This window comes from Kibdelosporangium philippinense, from assembly GCF_021390435.2.
Taxonomy (GTDB): Bacteria; Actinomycetota; Actinomycetes; order Mycobacteriales; family Pseudonocardiaceae; genus Kibdelosporangium; species Kibdelosporangium philippinense.
Window position 1 is genome coordinate 352,131 of record NZ_JAJVCN010000003.1, and the last position, 15,637, is coordinate 367,767.

Below are 15,637 nucleotides of genomic sequence, written 5' to 3' on the forward strand. Positions count from 1 at the left end.
CCTTCAGCAGGTCGACCCGGCGACGAGCAGTCGACGACACAACACACAACGCTGCGCGACCACAGCGACGAGGTCAAGCACCACACCCCCAGCGTGTCGACCCGCCTCCACCGCGCCACGCCCTCACCCACCCGCCCCTCCGATCCCAGCCCACCGTGCAAATCCCAGCCTGTTCCACCGACCCAGCCCAGCATGTCGACCCCAGCCCGCTCCACCGACCCAGCCCACCACGCCACGCCTTCACCCACCCGACCTGCCAACCCCACCCCAGCGTTCCGATCCCAGCCCAGCGTTCCGATCCCAGCCCAACCGGCAGGCGGGGATCATTGTCGGCGAACTCGCGAGCAAAATTTCCTGAAGTCGGGGTCTCTGGGTGTCGAGAATGTGGCGCTGACTCCGTCCCTGGAGCACGAGCGGATGTGCGGCCTCGCGATCGTCAAGGAGAACTACCGTGAAGTACTTGCTGCTGAAGCACTATCGAGGTGGCCCGGCCAGTGACTACGCGCCAATGGACCAGTGGACACCGGCTGAGGTCGACGCGCATGTCCAGTACATGCGCGACTTCGCGGCTCGCTTGGTGGAGACGGGCGAGTTCGTCGACGAACTGGCACTGTCGCCTGAAGGCACGTTCGTTCGGTACGACGGCGAAGGTCGCCCGCCGGTGACCGATGGGCCCTTCGCCGAGACCAAGGACCTCATCGCTGGCGGGATGATCATCGATGTGGAGTCATGGGACCGTGCGCTTGAGTTGGCTGGAGAGTTGTCTGCCGCTCCGGGAGCAGGTGGCGAGCCGGTTCGCGAATGGCTTGAGGTGCGGCCGTTTTACGGCCAGCCGCTCGTGGTGACCGAGTGAACGAGTCGCACCTGCGGGAGCTTGTGCCGACGGTGATGAGTGTTCTCGTCCGGCGCGGGGCTGACTTCGCGTCGGCTGAGGATGCCGTGCAGGAAGCTTTGATCCGGGCGTTGGAGACGTGGTCGGACGATCCTCCGCGCGATCCGAAGGCTTGGTTGGTCACGGTCGCATGGCGCAAGTTTCTCGACGCCACCCGTTCTGAGGCGTCGCGGCGCGGGCGGGAGCTCGCCGTGGACGCTGAGCCTCCGGCCGGTCCTGTGCCTGCCACGGACGACTCGTTGCGGCTCTACTTCCTGTGCACGCATCCCAGTCTTCCGGCGAGTTCGGCCGTTGCCCTCACACTCCGGGCAGTTGGCGGGCTGACAACACGGCAGATCGCGAACGCCTACCTCGTGCCCGAGGCGACCATGGCGCAGCGGATCACTCGGGCCAAGCGGCGGATCGCGGAGTTGCAGCTTGATCAGACCGGCGATCTCGGGACGGTGCTGCGGGTGCTGTACCTCGTGTTCAACGAGGGGTACAGCGGCGACGTCGACCTGGCGGCCGAGGCGATCCGTCTCACGCGCCAACTCGTCGTCCTGACCGATGAGCCTGAGGTCGCGGGTCTGCTCGCGCTCATGCTTCTGCATCATGCTCGTCGTGCGTCTCGTACTGGGCCAGGTGGTCGGTTGGTGCCGCTTGCCGAGCAGGACCGATCGCGTTGGGACACCGGTCTGATCGCCGAAGGGGTGATGATCCTGCAGGCCGCGCTCCTCCGCGATCGGTTGGGCGAATACCAGGCGCAGGCCGCGATCGCCGCTCTGCACGCGGATGCACCGAGCACGTCTGAGACGGACTGGGCGCAGATCGTGGAGTGGTACGACGAACTGCTACTCCTCACCGACAGCCCAGTTGTGCGACTCAACCGTGCGGTGGCCGTCTGCGAAGCCAACGGACCGCAGGCAGGTCTCGCAGAGGTGGCTGACCTGGATCCGAGCTTGCCTCGTTACGCCGCAGTGCTGGCGTACCTGCGCGAACGCATCGGTGACCTTGAGCAAGCCGCCAAGTTGTACGCCGAGGCATCTCGCCTCGCGACAAGCGTTCCAGAGCGGGATCACCTCACGCGCGAAGCGGCCCGCGTACGGCAGTTGTTGCGGGCGTAAGCACCCACAGTGCTCTCTGCTGCATCACGTGTCCCGGCTATCGAGAAATAGCCCGAAAGGACCAACGGCCTGCCCGTTACGTCTCCCTTGATCGTCTCGATCCTGCGTAAACCTGGGGACGGAAATGGAAGAGGGGGATTCCCAATGAAGTTGTCAAGTAGTTGGGAGCTGCGGTGGTGAGGGGGTCACGCTGCCGTTGCGGCGGGGGTTGCTTGGTAGGTGGTGCCGTCGCGCAGCAGTGCCCACAAGACGTTCAGCCGGCGGCGTGCCAGGGCGAGGACGGCCTGGGTGTGTCGTTTGCCTTCGGCTCGTTTGCGGTCGTAGTAGGTCCGCGAGGCGGGGCAACAGCGGATGCTGACCATGGCGGAAAGGTAGAACACGCGCAGCAGGCGTCTGCTGTAGCGGCGGGGGCGGTGCAGGTTGCCGTTGACCCGGCCGGAATCGCGGGGTACTGGTGCGAGTCCGGCGACGCCGGCCAGCCGGTTGGGACTGCCGAAAGCGGTCATGTCGCCGCCGGTGTAGGCGAGGAACTCGGCGGCGAGCTGGATGCCGAAGCCGGGCAGGCTGAGGATCACGTCGGCGTGTTTGTGCTGGCGAAACCGGCTCTCGATCAAGGTGTCGATCTCGCTGATCTCCTCGTCGAGAGTCATCACCCCCTTCGCCAGCCGCGCGACCATCGCGGCGGCCAGGTCTTGTCCGGTGATGGTGGTGTGTTGCGCGTTGGCGGCGTTCAGCGCGGTCTGGGCGACGGTGCTGGGGTTGCGGACTTTTCGGTTGCGCAGCCAGGTTTCCAAGCGGTTGGCACCGATTCGTCGCAATGCCGCAGGGGTTTGGTAGGCGGTCAGCAGCACCAGGGCGGCTTTGGAGGTGCTGTAGTCGAAGGCGCGTTCCAGGGCCGGGAAGTAGTCCAGCAGTTGCGCGCGCAGCCGGTTGATGGTGCGGGTGCGGTCGGCGACCAGATCGGCCCGGCGGCTGGTCAGGATCCGCAGTTCGACGCTGACCGGGTCGCCGGTGTGCACGACGTGCAGATCGTGGCGCATCCGGGCCTGGTCGGCGATCACGGCGGCGTCCTTGGCGTCGGTTTTGCCGTCTCCGCGGTACATGCCGGCCGCGTAGTGGACGGTGCGCCCGGGGATGTAAAGCAACCGCTGGTCGTGGTTGACCAGCAAGGCGATCAGCAACGCCGCCCCGCCGGAGTTGAGATCGACCGCCCAGGTCAGCTCTCCATCCAACTCGTCTGCCAGCGCGGTGACCTCGCCGACCAACTCCAGCAGCGGAGCCTCGTCGTTGGCCACCCGCCGCGACAACAGCCGCTTGCCGGCGGCGTCGATCACCACGCAGTGGTGATGGGTCTTGCCGGCATCGATGCCTGCCCATACTCCGGGCACGAGCGTCACCTTCCTGTTCGTCAGGTTCATGGTCCCAGCAAACGACCACGCCGTCGTGTCCTTACACAGCGATTTGTTCGCGCATCCCAATTAGCGGTCGGGTCGTCGTGGGGTGCTGGGCGGCCAATCCCCCTGGGCCATCCACGGCGGACGCATGGAAGCCATACCCAGCACCCCTGGGTCGTCGGAACCCTACGACCAGCCCCGATCGACACAGGAAGAAGGTAAGGAGGCATGACGAACCCACAAGACGCCGGTCTGACCGGCCGTTATCTGGTCCTGCTCGAAGATGACGCGGTGGCTGCGGGCGCTCGCGCGATGTCACGGGTGGCCGGTCTTCGGATGGCCAGCACGGCCGATTCGGCGGGTGCGTCGGTCACGTCGATGTTCGACGAAGCAGACGGTCTGATCCTGCACGAGCTCGGTGTGGCAGTGGTGACCGCAGCCGAGGATCAGGCGAGCAGGCTCGCCGTCGCAGCGGCTGAGCCCGGCCCGATCGCGACAGTCGAAGCTGAGCGGATCGTGCACGCGATCACGGCCGAAGCTCCGGCGGAACCGACGGCAAGCGCCGACGAAAGCGCCTTCACCTGGGGCTTGCAAGCAGTTCGCGCCGTTGCCTGTCCCCTTGACGCGACCGGTATTCGCGTCGCGGTGCTCGACACCGGTTTCGACGTGAGTCACGCCGACTTCGCCGGACGCAACGTCACAACCGCGTCATTCATCAAGGGCGAGGACGTGCAAGACGGCCATGGCCATGGCACCCACTGCATCGGCACTGCCTGCGGTCCGCGCAAGCCTGCAGCCGGACCTGGCTACGGCGTGGCGTTCAACTCGGACATCTACGCGGGCAAGGTGTTGAGCAATCGCGGCTCCGGCTCCGACGGCGGCATCCTGTCCGGGATCTCGTGGGCGATCGCGAACGGTTGCCGCGTGGTCTCGATGTCCCTTGGCGCGCCGACACAGCCAGGCACACCGCATTCGACAGTGTTCGAGCAGGCCGCCAAGCGCGCGATGAACGCGGGAACCCTCATCATCGCCGCGGCAGGCAACGAAAGTTCCCGCTCGGCTGGCCACATCGCGTCGGTCAGCCACCCTGCGAACTGCCCGTCGATCATGTCGGTCGGCGCCGTGAACGAAGCACAGGCGATCGCGGACTTCTCCTGCGGCACCATGGACGCGATCGGACAGGTCGACATCGTCGCGCCGGGCGAAGACGTCCTGTCGAGCTGGAAGGGCGGCACACACAAGCGACTGCGCGGTACAAGCATGGCCACCCCGCACGTCGCAGGCATCGCAGCGCTGATCTCGGCCCAGTACGACGCCAAGTCGTGGGAGCTGTGGGCACGCCTCGTGCAGACCGCCTCCCGGCTCAAGCTGCCGTCAACCGACGTCGGAGCAGGGCTGGTTCAGGCTCCGTAGGCTAGCGTCAGTCTCCTGGACTGCTAGGAGGCTGACGTGCCCAAGATCATGGTCTCCATCGAGGACGAGAGCATGACCGACATGCCCCGGTTGGTCGAGGACCTGCGCCGGGCAGGCTTGCTGGTCGACGAGGTCTTCGAAGCGCTCGGCACGGTCACCGGCTCGATCGCCCCAGAAGCGGTCGACACCCTGATGGCCGTGCCCGGCGTCGCCGCGGTCGAGTGGCAACGCGACAACTACTGCCCCGCCGACCCCAGCCTGTAGCGGTTTGTCTGAGAACGTTGACGGCAGAGAAAGCGTGAACCGCACAGGCGACGGCGATGATCGCCAGGCCAATCTGGCGACGTCGTGGCCTGTTCAACACCAGTTCACCGGCGTGCGGATGGCGCTCGGCGACCGGCAACTGGTTGCAGTACACCTAAGCAGCTTCTGACGCCGGCCACTAGCTCCGCTTTGCTGAGACTGGGACGGACAAGGCTGCCAGCAGATCGAGCAACTCGGCACGGTAGAGCTTCGCGGGCTGATGGGTCTGGGCTGCCAGGTGGCCGTAGATCTCCAAGGCGACTGGTCCGTGCATCCGCCCCCAAACACGCAGGGAAAGCGCCACGGCAGCGGGCGGTAGACCAGGGAACGACTCCCGAAACACCGCGACCAACGATGGATCGAAGTCCGACCAACGATGGTTCCCGAATGACTGCGTGGCTTCTGCTTCGGGCCATACGGCAGCCACCAGCGCGGCAAGGCCAAGGCACGCGCGCCGTTCAGCCTCGGGCGCGGCACCGTCCCCCGGAGACTGGTAGCCGTTGACTGGGTCGCCATAGATCAGCCGGAACCCTTGCGGATTGGCCACGGCCCATTCACGGAACGCCTCGCCCCAGGCGAGTAGCCGCCCGCCTGCGTCGTCCTCGCGTTTCGAGTCGCGAGCGGCCTCCATCTGATCGACCAGATCGGTGTAGACGTCCGAGATCAGCGTGGTGATCAGGTCGTCGCGCGTGGCGAAGTAGCCGTAGATCGCCCCGGCTGTCATGCCCATTTCCCTGGCGATCGCCCGCAGCGAAATACCGTCCGGTCCGTTGTCGGCCATGAGCTTCAGTGCGATCGCCTTGATCTCACGGGATGTCTCGGCCCGCAGTCGTTCCCGTCTTGTGGACACCGCCTCTTTCACGGTTGACACCGTACAGCGTTGGAATACTACCTGCCGTACAGTTACTATACGGCGTTCAGTTATTGAATGCCGTTCAGACAATCTGGGGCGTACCTGTGCGAATCGGTGTGTTCGGAGCAACCGGCGTGATCGGCCAACGCGTTGTGGCAGAGGCTTTGAGCCGTAACCACGATGTCCGCGCGTTCACTCGCAACCAGTCCAAGATCCCGGCCGACGCGGGTTCGGTGACCTGGCAAGTCGCCGACGTGCTCGACGTCGACAGCATCATCACGGCGATCTCCGGACTCGACGTCGTTGTCAACGCCATCAACGCGGGCGACGACATCCCTGACACCATCGCCAATGCCGACGTATTGCCCAGCGCGGCAAGCGCATTGCTGGCCGCGTTGGACCGGCATCCGTCGACACGGTTGCTCGTTGTCGGCGGCGCGGGCAGTCTTGAGGTGCAGCCCGGCTTGCAGGTTGTCGACGTCGAGGGCTTCGTTGAGCAGTTACCCATCGTTCTCGGCGTCCCGCCCGAGTACGGCAAGGTGGTACTCGCCCACCGCGATGCGTTGAATCTGTACCGTCTGTCCAACCGCGACTGGACGTATCTCAGCCCATCAGCAGCGTTGATCACAGGCGGCGAACGCACGGGCCGTTTCCGCACAGGAACCAACCAACTACTCGTGACGGAAGATGGCACGAGCGACATCTCCGCGGAAGATCTAGCCGTTGCTCTCCTTGACGAAGCCGAGCGCCCGCAGTTCATCCAACGACGCTTTACCGTGGGGTATTGAGCGTTCCTCATGTCACGCCGACCTCCTAGACCTCTGCGTTGGCTCTGCGCCAGCCGGATTCGCATCTGTCGGCGAGGCCGGTGAGTTCCAGTGCGGGCAGTACGGCGCGGACTCTGGGCAAGGGGACGCCGGAGACTTCGGCGATTCGTTCGGCCGAGACCGGGGACCGTAGTTCGAGGGCTTCGTGGACTCTGAGGGATTCTGGGTCAAGGCCGTCGGTGGGTCGTGGGGTGCTGTCCGGCTTGGCTGCCAAGTCGTCACCGAACAATCCGACTGACTCGATGACCTCGGCCACCGAACTCACCGATGTGGCGAGTCCGTTGCGGAGCAAGTCATGGCAGCCCATCGACATCGCGGACGTCACGGGTCCGGGCACAACCATCAGCACTCTTCCGAGCGCGGCTGCCGATGCCGCTGTGTTCCGCGCGCCGCTTCGTTGGCCTGCTTCGACGACCACTGTGCCGGTGCCCAGGGCCGCGATGATTCGGTTGCGGACCAGAAATCTATGGCGGCCCGGTGGTGTTCCCGGTGGGTATTCGGTGATCACTAGTCCTTGGGCCGCGATGCGGTCGATCAGCAGGGTGTGTCCGGATGGATAGGCTCGATCGATGCCACACGCGAGTACAGCTACCGTGCATCCGTTGGCGTTCAGGGCACCCTTGTGCGCGGCGCCGTCGATGCCATAGGCGGCACCGGAAACGACAGTCATCCCGCGACTGGCTAGGCCGTATCCCATTTCGGTAGCGACATGTTCGCCATAGGACGTGGCTGCTCTGGCACCAACAACGGAAACGGCGCGCTGGAACGACTCTTCAATCGGTGCGGTGCCGCGTATCCACAGTCCGAGCGGCGCACTCGCCCACTTCAACCCTCGGGCCGCTGCGTTGGTCAGCGGCAGCAATGGCCATGCTGGCCAGTCCTCGTCTTCGGGTGTCACGAGGCGGGCACCAGCATGTTCACCGGCAGCGAGATCTTCCGCTGCCGTGTCGATATGTCGTCGTGCCGATGTTTCCAACGACACTTGATCCGGCACGTTCCCCGCGCGCACAGCCGCTGCAGCGGCAACAAGGCCGTGCTCAGCCACGAACCTTCTCAACGCACAGGTTGGTGGCTCCGCCACCTTGAGCAAGTATGCACATGCCAGCCGCTGTTCATCTGTCGTCATTTCAGGCCGCCCTTCGATCACGAAACTCCAGCGCCGCCGCGACGTGGTCAGCGTCTGGCCGATCGACTTCAGCCAGGTCCGCCAACGTCCACGCGACGCGCAAACACCGATCAGCACCTCGCCCAGTCAGTACTCCTGAATGGAGCCCTCGGTTGAGAAGTGCAGTTACCTTGCGTGGCAATGCGAATTCACGCCAGAGAGATGGTCCGGGCACCTCGGCGTTGGTTGTCCACCCGTGCTCCGACCAGCGTTGTCGCGCTCGTTCTCGCGCGCGCCACACGCGGGCTCGCACGTGCTCCGTCTTTTCCGGCTCGGCTCCATCCATTGTGGACATCGAGGTGAGCGGTCGCATTCGGACACGCAGGTCGACGCGGTCCATGAACGGGCCAGACAATTTCGCGAAGTACCGGCGCCTTGCAGTGGGCGGACATGAGCATTCGGTCTCCCTTGGCGGTGCGCATGGGCATGGGTTGGTCGCTAGGACGAGCTGAAATCGGGCTGGATACCGCACAACGCCGTCTCTTCGTGCCAGGCGGATCTCGCCTTCTTCCATCGCGGTGCGCAGTGATTCGAGTCTGTCCGGCGCGAACTCACAGGCCTCATCGAGGAAGACAACTCCACGGTGAGCACGGCTGATGCCGCCTGGCTTGGCCAATCCGACTCCACCGCCAACGAGTGCGGCTACGGATGTCGTGTGATGGGGCGCGAAGAATGGCGGTGTCGTGATCAATGGCGACTCAAGCTTCAGCAGGCCAGCGACCGAATGTACGGCCGTGACTTCTAGGGACTGCTCGTGGGTCAGTGGCGGCAGCAAGGCGGGCAGCCTGCGGGCAAGCATGGTCTTTCCTGTTCCTGGTGGGCCGACCATCAGGAGGTGGTGGCCACCGGCCGCGGCTACTTCGAGCGCCCAACGGGCTTCGGGTTGACCGACCACATCGGCGAGGTCAGGCAGGTCGTCGACGGCCGCCGACTCCTGAGATCCTGGTGTTCTCAAGGCGTCATCCTGTCCTCTCAACCAGTCGAGGACGCTTCTGAGCTCGTCGGCTCCGAGTACATCAATACCGGTGACCAACGCTGCTTCGGGCAACGCGTTTGTCGGTACTACCGCACGTTTGACACCTGCGCGGCGTGCCGCCAGCAGGCACGGCAGGACGCCGTGCACATCTCTGACGCGGCCGTCGAGGGCAAGTTCTCCGATCATCACGGTGGTACGGACGAGTTCGGCCGGGACCGCCCGGGCTGCCGCGAGAATGACGCAGGCAAGCGCCAGGTCGTAGCCTGAGCCGTTTTTTCGCACTGCCGCAGGTGAAAGGGCCACGGTGATCTGTTGCTTTGGCCATTCTTCGTCGCTGTTTCGGACGGCTGCGTGGACTCTGTCCTTGGCTTCGTTGAGGGCCGCGTCGGGCAAGCCGACTATGACCATCTTGGACGCGCCTTTTCCTACGTCGGCTTCGATCTCAACCATCCGACCGTCCATTCCGAACAGTGCGACCGACCATGCTTGTGCCAGTGCCATCAGAAGGCTTCCTTGATGTGGGTGATGCGCGGTTTGCTGTGCGGCGGCCAGGTGATGGCCATGATGTCGAAGCGGATTTCGCACCAGGGGATGCGGAATGTGGACAGCCAGATGTGGGTTAGGCGGCGGATGCGTCTGGCTTTGCGGTCGTCGACGGCGTCTTCAGGGTCGCCAAAGCCATCTCCCGCACGGGTTTTGACCTCGCAGACGACCACCATCGAGCCGTCGGTCAGGATCAGGTCGAGTTCGCCTTCTTTGCAGCGCCAGTTGCGGTCCAGCAGAACAAGGCCTTGGCGGGAGAGGTATGCGACCGCGAGGTCTTCTCCTTTGCGGCCCAGTTCATGGTGGGGGTTGGGAGGTTTCGGCACTGGGGGTTTCAAAGTCGATGGCCGGCGTGACTTCGGCACAGACGCCTTCGATGGGGTTGGCGGTGGCACTGATGTCCGTGACTCTGTGGACTGTTGCCGTTTGGTGTTCGGCGCCGTGGTTTCCATTGGTGTCCCCTGTGGTGCGCTGGGTGGTGTGATTCCAGCTTTCCGCCGGGGTGGGGTGGGGTGCCAGGGGTGGGGATGGTGGCTGTGGATAAGCGGTTGGTTGTGTATCGATCGGGAATTTGCGATCTTGGAGGGCGGAGTTTTGTCGCCGGTGTGTGGTAGGCGCTCGTTTGGCGGGTGTCTCGGCAACCGGGATGCCACTAGGGTGGTTGCCCGGACCGGCGAGTGACGGCGAAGGGAGCTCAGTGAAGCCCGTCGAGGTGCATCGGACGATCGAAGGCCCGCAGGACGCCCCCGTCCTCATCCTCTCCGGGTCGATCGGCAGCAATCTCGATATGTGGCTGCCGCAGCGCACCGCTCTCTCCGATGAGTACCGCGTGGTCAGCTATGACCATCGTGGACATGGGAAGTCTCCTGTCCCTGACGGTCCGTACACGATCGCCGACTTAGCCGGCGATGTGATCGCTCTGCTTGACCAGTTGCAGGTTGAGAAGGCTCATTTCTGCGGTTTGTCGCTCGGGGGTGCGGTTGGTCAATGGCTGGGGCGGTATCACCCGCATCGGCTTGACCAGCTTGTGCTTGCTTGTACGTCGTCTTGGTTCGCGCCGGCGGAGGCGTGGGCTGAGCGGGCTGAGAACGTGCGTGCGAAGGGCACGGAGTGGTTGGCTGATTTCACGCTTGGCCGGTGGCTCAGCCCTGGGTTTGCCGATGCTCAGCAGCGTGAGGCTGTTCGCGCGATGGTTACCAGCACGCCCGCTGATGGGTACATCAGCTGCTGCTCCGCGCTAGCCGCGTGGGATTTCGCCGGGGAGCTTCCGGAGATCCCCACGCCTACTTTGGCCATCGCGGGGGCTGAGGATCCGGCCACGCCACCCGATCACCTTCGGGACATCGCCGCCGCTATTCCGCGGAGCAGGCTTGCTGTCCTCGATGGCGCCGCTCACCTCGCCAACGTCGAGCGCCCGGTTGAGTTCAACGACCTGCTCCGGGCTCACCTGCTCGGTTAGGAGCCAAGGCCTTCGTCGGGCAGCCTGAGTTCAGGCTTGTCCAGCTCTTCGACATTCACGTCCTTGAATGTGATCACCCGGACGTTCTTCACGAACCTGGCCGGCCGGTACATGTCCCAGACCCAGGCGTCGGACATGCGTACTTCGAAGTACACCTCGCCGTCCGCGTCCCTGATCTGCACGTCGACCGAATTGGCCAGGTAGAACCGCCGCTCCGTCTCCACAACGTAGGAGAACTGGCCGACGATGTCGCGGTACTCCCGGTAGAGCTGCAGCTCCATCTCGGTCTCGTACTTCTCGAGGTCCTCCGCACTCATCCGACCCGAGCTCCTCCTCGTCCTGATTCCACCTCTTGCCGAGGGGAGCCCCCATTGTGAACCACGTCAGCCGCCGCCACACTCAGTGCCACGCGGCGCGGCGGGCGCAAGCCGTGTTGAATCCCCGCGGACGCCACGTTGGAGTACGACCAACGATGCACGGCACTGGGCCCGTGCTCACCGAGCGCGGCGTGGTGCCTGCCGGTGATGTAGCCCTTGTGCTCGTCGAATCCGTAGGCCGGTAGCTCCTCGTGCAGCTCCCCCATTATCCGGTCCCTTGTCACCTTGGCGAGCACGGACGCGGCTGCGATACACGCCACAGCGAGGTCACCTTTGATCACGGCCATGCTCGGGGCGGTGAAGCCGGACACGCGAAAACCGTCGGTGAGCACGTATCCGGGCTGCATTTTCAGCCACGCCACGGCCCGGCGCATGCCTTCCAGGTTCGCGTAGCCCACGCCACGAGAATCCACCTCATCGGGTGGAATGACGACAACCGCGTAATCCAGCGCACGCTTACGCACGATGTCGAACATCCGGTCGCGCGCGGCCGCGGTCATCAGCTTCGAGTCGGTGAGGTCCTCGAACTTCGCCGCGTCACTGGGTTTCAGCATGCACGAGGCCACCACGAGCGGCCCCGCACACGCACCACGACCGGCCTCGTCGACACCGACGACCGGCCCAAGACCACGACGTTCCAATGCACTCTGCATGGCCCAGGTCCCGCCGTCACGCCGAATGGGAACGCGCGGCGGGCGCAGGCTCAAGGTGACCGGCACTGGGCTACTTCCGCTCGGAGGAACCCTTGAATGACCGGGAGACAGCAAGGCCGACTCGACGCGAAGTCCGCCACACCGGCCACGCCAGCAGCACACCGACGCCGAGCGGGATGCCGTTCTGCCACAGCGGGGCCGACGCCAGCGCCTGCGGGTTGGGGTCGGAGATGCCGCCCCAGCGGTTCGGCGGCAGCACGATCACCTGTGCCTTGCCGATCACGTCGGAGACGGGCACGACGCCCTCGAGCCGGGTGTTGCCCTGCTTGCGCGAGTCGGACGAGTTGTTGCGGTTGTCGCCCTGGACCCACAGCGTGCCCGGCGGAACCGTGACCGGTTCGAACGCCTGGTCGCCGTTGGGGGCGCCGCCTTCCCAGTACACGTACGGCTCGTTGAGGACCTTGTCGTCGACGTAGACCTTGCCGTCGGCGTCGCCGCGAACGGTCTGACCGCCGACCGCGATCACGCGCTTGACGAAGTCCTTCTCGTCCGGCGGGGCGAGGCCGATCACCGAACCGAGCTGCTCGAGAAAACGGACGAACGCGTTTTCCGAGCGGTCACCCGCGAATTCGTTCTGCACCCACGGACCCGGGCCCTTGAAGACGATGACGTCGCCGGGCGCGGGATCGGTGAAGTAATAGGTGACCTTCTCGACCAGGATCCGGTCACCTTGACAGCCTGGGCACCCGTGCAGCGTCTCCTCCATCGAACCCGATGGGATGACGTACACCCGCGCGAGGAACTGCTGGATCAGGAAGACCAGGACAAGAGCCACGACGATGAGGATCGGCAACTCTTTCCAAAAAGACATTTTCTTCTTTTTGGGTTTTTTGCCTGATTCCGACTCATCGACGTCCGCCGGACGTCCGCGCCGAGACTCGTAAATGCCAGGCTCACGCGCTTCGGACTTTTGGGATTCCAGCGGACCGGTGACTTCTTCCGGACGTTCCGGATCATCCTCGGGTGCGTTGGGGTGCACGGGATTAACCACGTCGCCAGGTTACGGCAGAAGGAGCCGGTCGCGTCACACGCCCGAAGGGGTTTCGCGCTTCTCCTTGATCTTGGCGGCCTTGCCACGCAGTTCGCGCAGGTAGTAGAGCTTGGCCCGGCGGACGTCACCGCGCTTGGCGACCTCGATCTTGGCGACGTTCGGGGAATGCACCGGGAAGGTGCGCTCGACGCCGACGCCGTACGAGATCTTGCGAACGGTGAAGGTCTCGCGAACGCCACCGCCCTGGCGGCGGATCACGACGCCCTGGAACTCCTGGACTCGCGAGCGCGAGCCCTCGATGACGCGGACCTGGACCTTGAGGGTGTCGCCCGGCCGGAAGTCCGGGATGTCGGAACGCAGCGACTGGGCGTCCAGTGCATCCAGGGTGTTCATCGGTTGTCCATCCTCGTCATCGGGTGTGTTCTTCGTGTCTCCCGGCAGGCATGGCAACAACCCCTGAGCCAACCTGGGAGAGGGCTTTCTGGCGCGCGTCGGAAACAGGGCCCGACAGCAGCAACCGAGCAAGTATGACAGGTCGTCATGCCGGAGGCGAAATCGCCCCCGTGCGCAGCCGTTCCAGCAGGGCGCGGTCGTGCTTGTCCAGCGCACCTTCTGGCAGGCGTTCAAGCAGGTCAGGGCGACGTTCGAAGGTCCGCTCGATGGCTTTGTCACGGCGCCAGCGGTCGATCGCGGCGTGGTTTCCCGACCGGAGGATGTCCGGTACGGCGAACTCCCGCCAGACCTCGGGCCGGGTGTAGCTGGGTCCCTCGAGCAGGCCGTCGGAGAACGAGTCCTGCTCGGCCGACGCCGGGTTGCCGAGCACGCCAGGAAGCAACCTGGCGACGGCCTCGACCATGACCATGACCGCGACCTCACCACCGACAAGCACGTAGTCGCCGATAGAAACCTCGTCGACAGGCATGCGGCGAGCGGCGTCGTCGATCACGCGTTGGTCGATGCCCTCATAGCGGCCACACGCGAAGACCAGGCGTGACTCCGTGGCATACGAACGCGCCATCACCTGCGTGAACGGTTTGCCCGCAGGCGTTGGCACGACCAACCGGGGCGTATCGCCCGCGCACACGGAATCCAGGGCGTCGCCCCATATCTGAGGCTTCATGACCATGCCCGGACCGCCGCCATACGGACTGTCATCAACTGCTTTGTGCACGTCGTGGGTCCAGTCGCGCAGGTCGTGCACGCGGACGTCCAGCAACCCACGGTCGATGGCTTTGCCGAGCAACGCGGCGCGCAGAGGCGCCAGGTACTCGGGAAAAATCGTGACGACGTCAATGCGCATGATCAGTCCAACAGGCCCTCGGGCGGGTCGAGCACCACGCGGCGCCCGGCAATGTCCACCTCAGGGACGATTTCCCGGACGAACGGGACCAGGACCTCACGTCCATCGACATCCAGCGCGAGCAACTCGCCCGCGGCGCTGTGCACGACTTCGCGGACAGTCCCCACGGGAGACCCGTCTGCGAGCACAGCGGCGAGCCCTTCGAGTTCATGGTCGTAGAACTCGTCGGGATCATCAGTCGGTGGGAGCGCGTCCGTGTCGGCGAGGAGCAAAGCCCCTCGGAGTGCCTCAGCGGCGGTCCGGTCGGGAACCTCGTCGAAGAAGACGAGAAGACGCTCACCGTGTGCTCGTACAGCGGAGAGCGTCAATGGCCGAGACGAACCGTCGCGCAGCCGCGCGGCCACGACCGCACCAGGAGCGAAACGCTGCTCGGGCGAGTCTGTGCGCACTTCCACGGCGAGTTCGCCGCGGATCCCGTGCGCCTTGGCCACGCGGCCGACGACGACATCCATGGGCGCTAGTGGTCGGTGTCCACCACGTCCACGCGGACACCCCGGCCGCCTATCCCGGCCATGACCGTACGCAGGGCGGTGGCGGTCCGCCCACCCCTGCCGATCACCTTGCCGAGATCATCGGGGTGGACGTGGACCTCGAGAGTGCGGCCCCGGCGCGTGGTGACCAGCTCCACCCGGACCTCGTCCGGGTGGTCGACGATCCCGCGCACCAGGTGCTCGAGCGAGTCCGCGAGGAAGCTCACGCGTCTTCCTTGGCGCCCTCATCCGCCTTGGCCTCGTCAGCCTTGGCGTCGGCCTTCTTGTTGCTCTTCTTCTTCGGCGTGGTGGCCTCGGTGACCGGCTCCTCGCCAGCGGCGGCCAGCGCGGCGGCGAACAGCTCCGCCTTGTCCGGCTTGGCTTCCTTGACCTTCAGCGTGCCCTCGGTGCCCGGCAGGCCCTTGAACTTCTGCCAGTCGCCGGTGATCTTGAACAGGTGCTCGACCGGCTCGGTCGGCTGCGCGCCGACACCCAGCCAGTACTGGGCCCGCTCGGAGTTCACCTCGATCAGGCTCGGCTCCTCCTTCGGCGCGTAGCGGCCGATCGTCTCGATGGCCTTGCCACTGCGACGGGTGCGCGAGTCGGCGACGATGATGCGGTAGTACGGCGACCGGATCTTTCCGAGACGCTGCAGCTTGATCTTGACTGCCACGGGTTGTGGTACTCCTCGACGTTCTGGTGCTACGGGTGGAACTCGCTCGACCCGCGTGGGGCACGGGGGCGAGGCCCGAATGGCAGCCATGGCGTGGTGAGAGGGTCCAGCCACAGCGGACAATC

General features: G+C 65.1%; 19 protein-coding genes. 6 read left to right on the plus strand and 13 right to left on the minus strand.

Features of this window, described 5'->3' with window-relative positions:
• Positions 1–508: 508 nt before the first annotated feature.
• Together LWC34_RS33550 and LWC34_RS33555 are read left to right on the plus strand one after the other, a co-directional pair.
• Positions 509–853 carry a YciI family protein gene (locus tag LWC34_RS33550; protein WP_233730925.1) on the plus strand — a complete coding sequence of 115 codons (345 nt, stop codon included), beginning with the start codon at positions 509–511 and terminating at the stop codon, positions 851–853.
• The gene (locus LWC34_RS33555; protein WP_233729284.1) at positions 850–1,995 is read left to right on the plus strand and encodes an RNA polymerase sigma factor; all 1,146 of its coding nucleotides are present in this window, start codon (positions 850–852) and stop codon (positions 1,993–1,995) included. Before LWC34_RS33550 ends, LWC34_RS33555 begins: the two co-directional genes overlap by 4 nt.
• A gap of 185 nt (positions 1,996–2,180) precedes the next feature.
• Here LWC34_RS33555 and LWC34_RS33560 read toward each other — a convergent pair whose 3' ends face one another.
• Positions 2,181–3,413, minus strand: a complete 1,233-nt coding sequence (locus LWC34_RS33560) for an IS110 family RNA-guided transposase (protein ID WP_233723301.1) — start codon at positions 3,411–3,413, stop codon at positions 2,181–2,183.
• A gap of 204 nt (positions 3,414–3,617) precedes the next feature.
• Between LWC34_RS33560 and LWC34_RS33565 the strand changes: the two genes are divergently transcribed.
• A complete protein-coding gene (locus LWC34_RS33565; protein ID WP_233729285.1) occupies positions 3,618–4,802 on the plus strand; it encodes a S8 family serine peptidase in 1,185 nt (394 codons plus the stop codon).
• 36 nt (positions 4,803–4,838) lie between these two features.
• Positions 4,839–5,066 (plus strand): hypothetical protein, encoded by a 228-nt coding sequence (locus LWC34_RS33570; RefSeq protein ID WP_233729286.1) that lies wholly within the window; start codon positions 4,839–4,841, stop codon positions 5,064–5,066.
• Between the two features lie 178 nt (positions 5,067–5,244).
• Here LWC34_RS33570 and LWC34_RS33575 read toward each other — a convergent pair whose 3' ends face one another.
• A complete protein-coding gene (locus tag LWC34_RS33575; protein WP_233729287.1) occupies positions 5,245–5,967 on the minus strand; it encodes a TetR/AcrR family transcriptional regulator in 723 nt (240 codons plus the stop codon).
• A 95-nt stretch (positions 5,968–6,062) separates the two neighbouring features.
• Here LWC34_RS33575 and LWC34_RS33580 point away from each other — a divergent pair, with 95 nt between their 5' ends.
• Positions 6,063–6,746, plus strand: coding sequence for an NAD(P)-dependent oxidoreductase (locus LWC34_RS33580; protein ID WP_233729288.1), 684 nt, complete (start codon positions 6,063–6,065; stop codon positions 6,744–6,746).
• Positions 6,747–6,771: 25 nt separating this feature from the next.
• Here LWC34_RS33580 and dprA read toward each other — a convergent pair whose 3' ends face one another.
• The 3 genes from dprA to LWC34_RS33595 form a co-directional block, all read right to left on the minus strand.
• Positions 6,772–7,830 (minus strand): DNA-processing protein DprA, encoded by a 1,059-nt coding sequence (gene dprA / locus LWC34_RS33585; protein ID WP_308200178.1) that lies wholly within the window; start codon positions 7,828–7,830, stop codon positions 6,772–6,774.
• A gap of 82 nt (positions 7,831–7,912) precedes the next feature.
• Positions 7,913–9,427, minus strand: coding sequence for a YifB family Mg chelatase-like AAA ATPase (locus LWC34_RS33590; RefSeq protein WP_233729290.1), 1,515 nt, complete (start codon positions 9,425–9,427; stop codon positions 7,913–7,915).
• Complete coding sequence (locus LWC34_RS33595; protein WP_233729291.1) at positions 9,427–9,795, minus strand: YraN family protein; 369 nt, start codon at positions 9,793–9,795, stop codon at positions 9,427–9,429. Before LWC34_RS33595 ends, LWC34_RS33590 begins: the two co-directional genes overlap by 1 nt.
• 371 nt (positions 9,796–10,166) lie before the next feature.
• On the opposite strand from LWC34_RS33595, the gene pcaD reads away from it, so the two are divergent.
• A complete protein-coding gene (gene pcaD / locus LWC34_RS33600) occupies positions 10,167–10,928 on the plus strand; it encodes a 3-oxoadipate enol-lactonase (protein WP_233729292.1) in 762 nt (253 codons plus the stop codon).
• Here the strand turns inward: pcaD and LWC34_RS33605 are convergent.
• The 8 genes from LWC34_RS33605 to rpsP all read right to left on the minus strand — a co-directional run bounded on the left by LWC34_RS33605 (position 10,925) and on the right by rpsP (position 15,512).
• Positions 10,925–11,245, minus strand: coding sequence for a DUF2469 domain-containing protein (locus tag LWC34_RS33605; protein WP_033391514.1), 321 nt, complete (start codon positions 11,243–11,245; stop codon positions 10,925–10,927). The two genes, pcaD and LWC34_RS33605, sit on opposite strands and share 4 nt — an antisense overlap.
• Positions 11,242–11,958, minus strand: a complete 717-nt coding sequence (locus LWC34_RS33610; protein WP_233729293.1) for a ribonuclease HII — start codon at positions 11,956–11,958, stop codon at positions 11,242–11,244. The genes LWC34_RS33605 and LWC34_RS33610 overlap by 4 nt, the downstream gene beginning before the upstream one ends.
• 70 nt (positions 11,959–12,028) lie before the next feature.
• A complete protein-coding gene (gene lepB / locus LWC34_RS33615) occupies positions 12,029–13,009 on the minus strand; it encodes a signal peptidase I (RefSeq protein ID WP_233729294.1) in 981 nt (326 codons plus the stop codon).
• A 33-nt stretch (positions 13,010–13,042) separates the two neighbouring features.
• Positions 13,043–13,402 (minus strand): 50S ribosomal protein L19, encoded by a 360-nt coding sequence (gene rplS / locus LWC34_RS33620; protein WP_233729295.1) that lies wholly within the window; start codon positions 13,400–13,402, stop codon positions 13,043–13,045.
• 145 nt (positions 13,403–13,547) lie between these two features.
• Positions 13,548–14,309 carry a tRNA (guanosine(37)-N1)-methyltransferase TrmD gene (trmD, locus tag LWC34_RS33625; RefSeq protein WP_233729296.1) on the minus strand — a complete coding sequence of 254 codons (762 nt, stop codon included), beginning with the start codon at positions 14,307–14,309 and terminating at the stop codon, positions 13,548–13,550.
• A 2-nt stretch (positions 14,310–14,311) separates the two neighbouring features.
• Positions 14,312–14,821, minus strand: coding sequence for a ribosome maturation factor RimM (gene rimM, locus LWC34_RS33630; protein ID WP_233729297.1), 510 nt, complete (start codon positions 14,819–14,821; stop codon positions 14,312–14,314).
• A gap of 5 nt (positions 14,822–14,826) precedes the next feature.
• The gene (locus LWC34_RS33635; RefSeq protein WP_033391510.1) at positions 14,827–15,066 is read right to left on the minus strand and encodes an RNA-binding protein; all 240 of its coding nucleotides are present in this window, start codon (positions 15,064–15,066) and stop codon (positions 14,827–14,829) included.
• The gene (gene rpsP, locus LWC34_RS33640) at positions 15,063–15,512 is read right to left on the minus strand and encodes a 30S ribosomal protein S16 (protein WP_233729298.1); all 450 of its coding nucleotides are present in this window, start codon (positions 15,510–15,512) and stop codon (positions 15,063–15,065) included. Before rpsP ends, LWC34_RS33635 begins: the two co-directional genes overlap by 4 nt.
• Between the last annotated feature and the right edge of the window lie 125 nt (positions 15,513–15,637).

What these genes read in the sequence shown, in the direction of transcription:
- LWC34_RS33550 (WP_233730925.1), top strand. Translation starts at nt 509, where the DNA reads ATGGACCAGTGGACACCGGCTGAGGTCGACGCGCATGTCCAGTACATG.
- LWC34_RS33560 (WP_233723301.1), bottom strand. Translation starts at nt 3,413, where the DNA reads ATGAACCTGACGAACAGGAAGGTGACGCTCGTGCCCGGAGTATGGGCA.
- LWC34_RS33565 (WP_233729285.1), top strand. Translation starts at nt 3,618, where the DNA reads ATGACGAACCCACAAGACGCCGGTCTGACCGGCCGTTATCTGGTCCTG.
- LWC34_RS33590 (WP_233729290.1), bottom strand. Translation starts at nt 9,427, where the DNA reads ATGGCACTGGCACAAGCATGGTCGGTCGCACTGTTCGGAATGGACGGT.
- LWC34_RS33605 (WP_033391514.1), bottom strand. Translation starts at nt 11,245, where the DNA reads ATGAGTGCGGAGGACCTCGAGAAGTACGAGACCGAGATGGAGCTGCAG.
- LWC34_RS33610 (WP_233729293.1), bottom strand. Translation starts at nt 11,958, where the DNA reads ATGCAGAGTGCATTGGAACGTCGTGGTCTTGGGCCGGTCGTCGGTGTC.
- rplS (WP_233729295.1), bottom strand. Translation starts at nt 13,402, where the DNA reads ATGAACACCCTGGATGCACTGGACGCCCAGTCGCTGCGTTCCGACATC.
- trmD (WP_233729296.1), bottom strand. Translation starts at nt 14,309, where the DNA reads ATGCGCATTGACGTCGTCACGATTTTTCCCGAGTACCTGGCGCCTCTG.
- rimM (WP_233729297.1), bottom strand. Translation starts at nt 14,821, where the DNA reads ATGGATGTCGTCGTCGGCCGCGTGGCCAAGGCGCACGGGATCCGCGGC.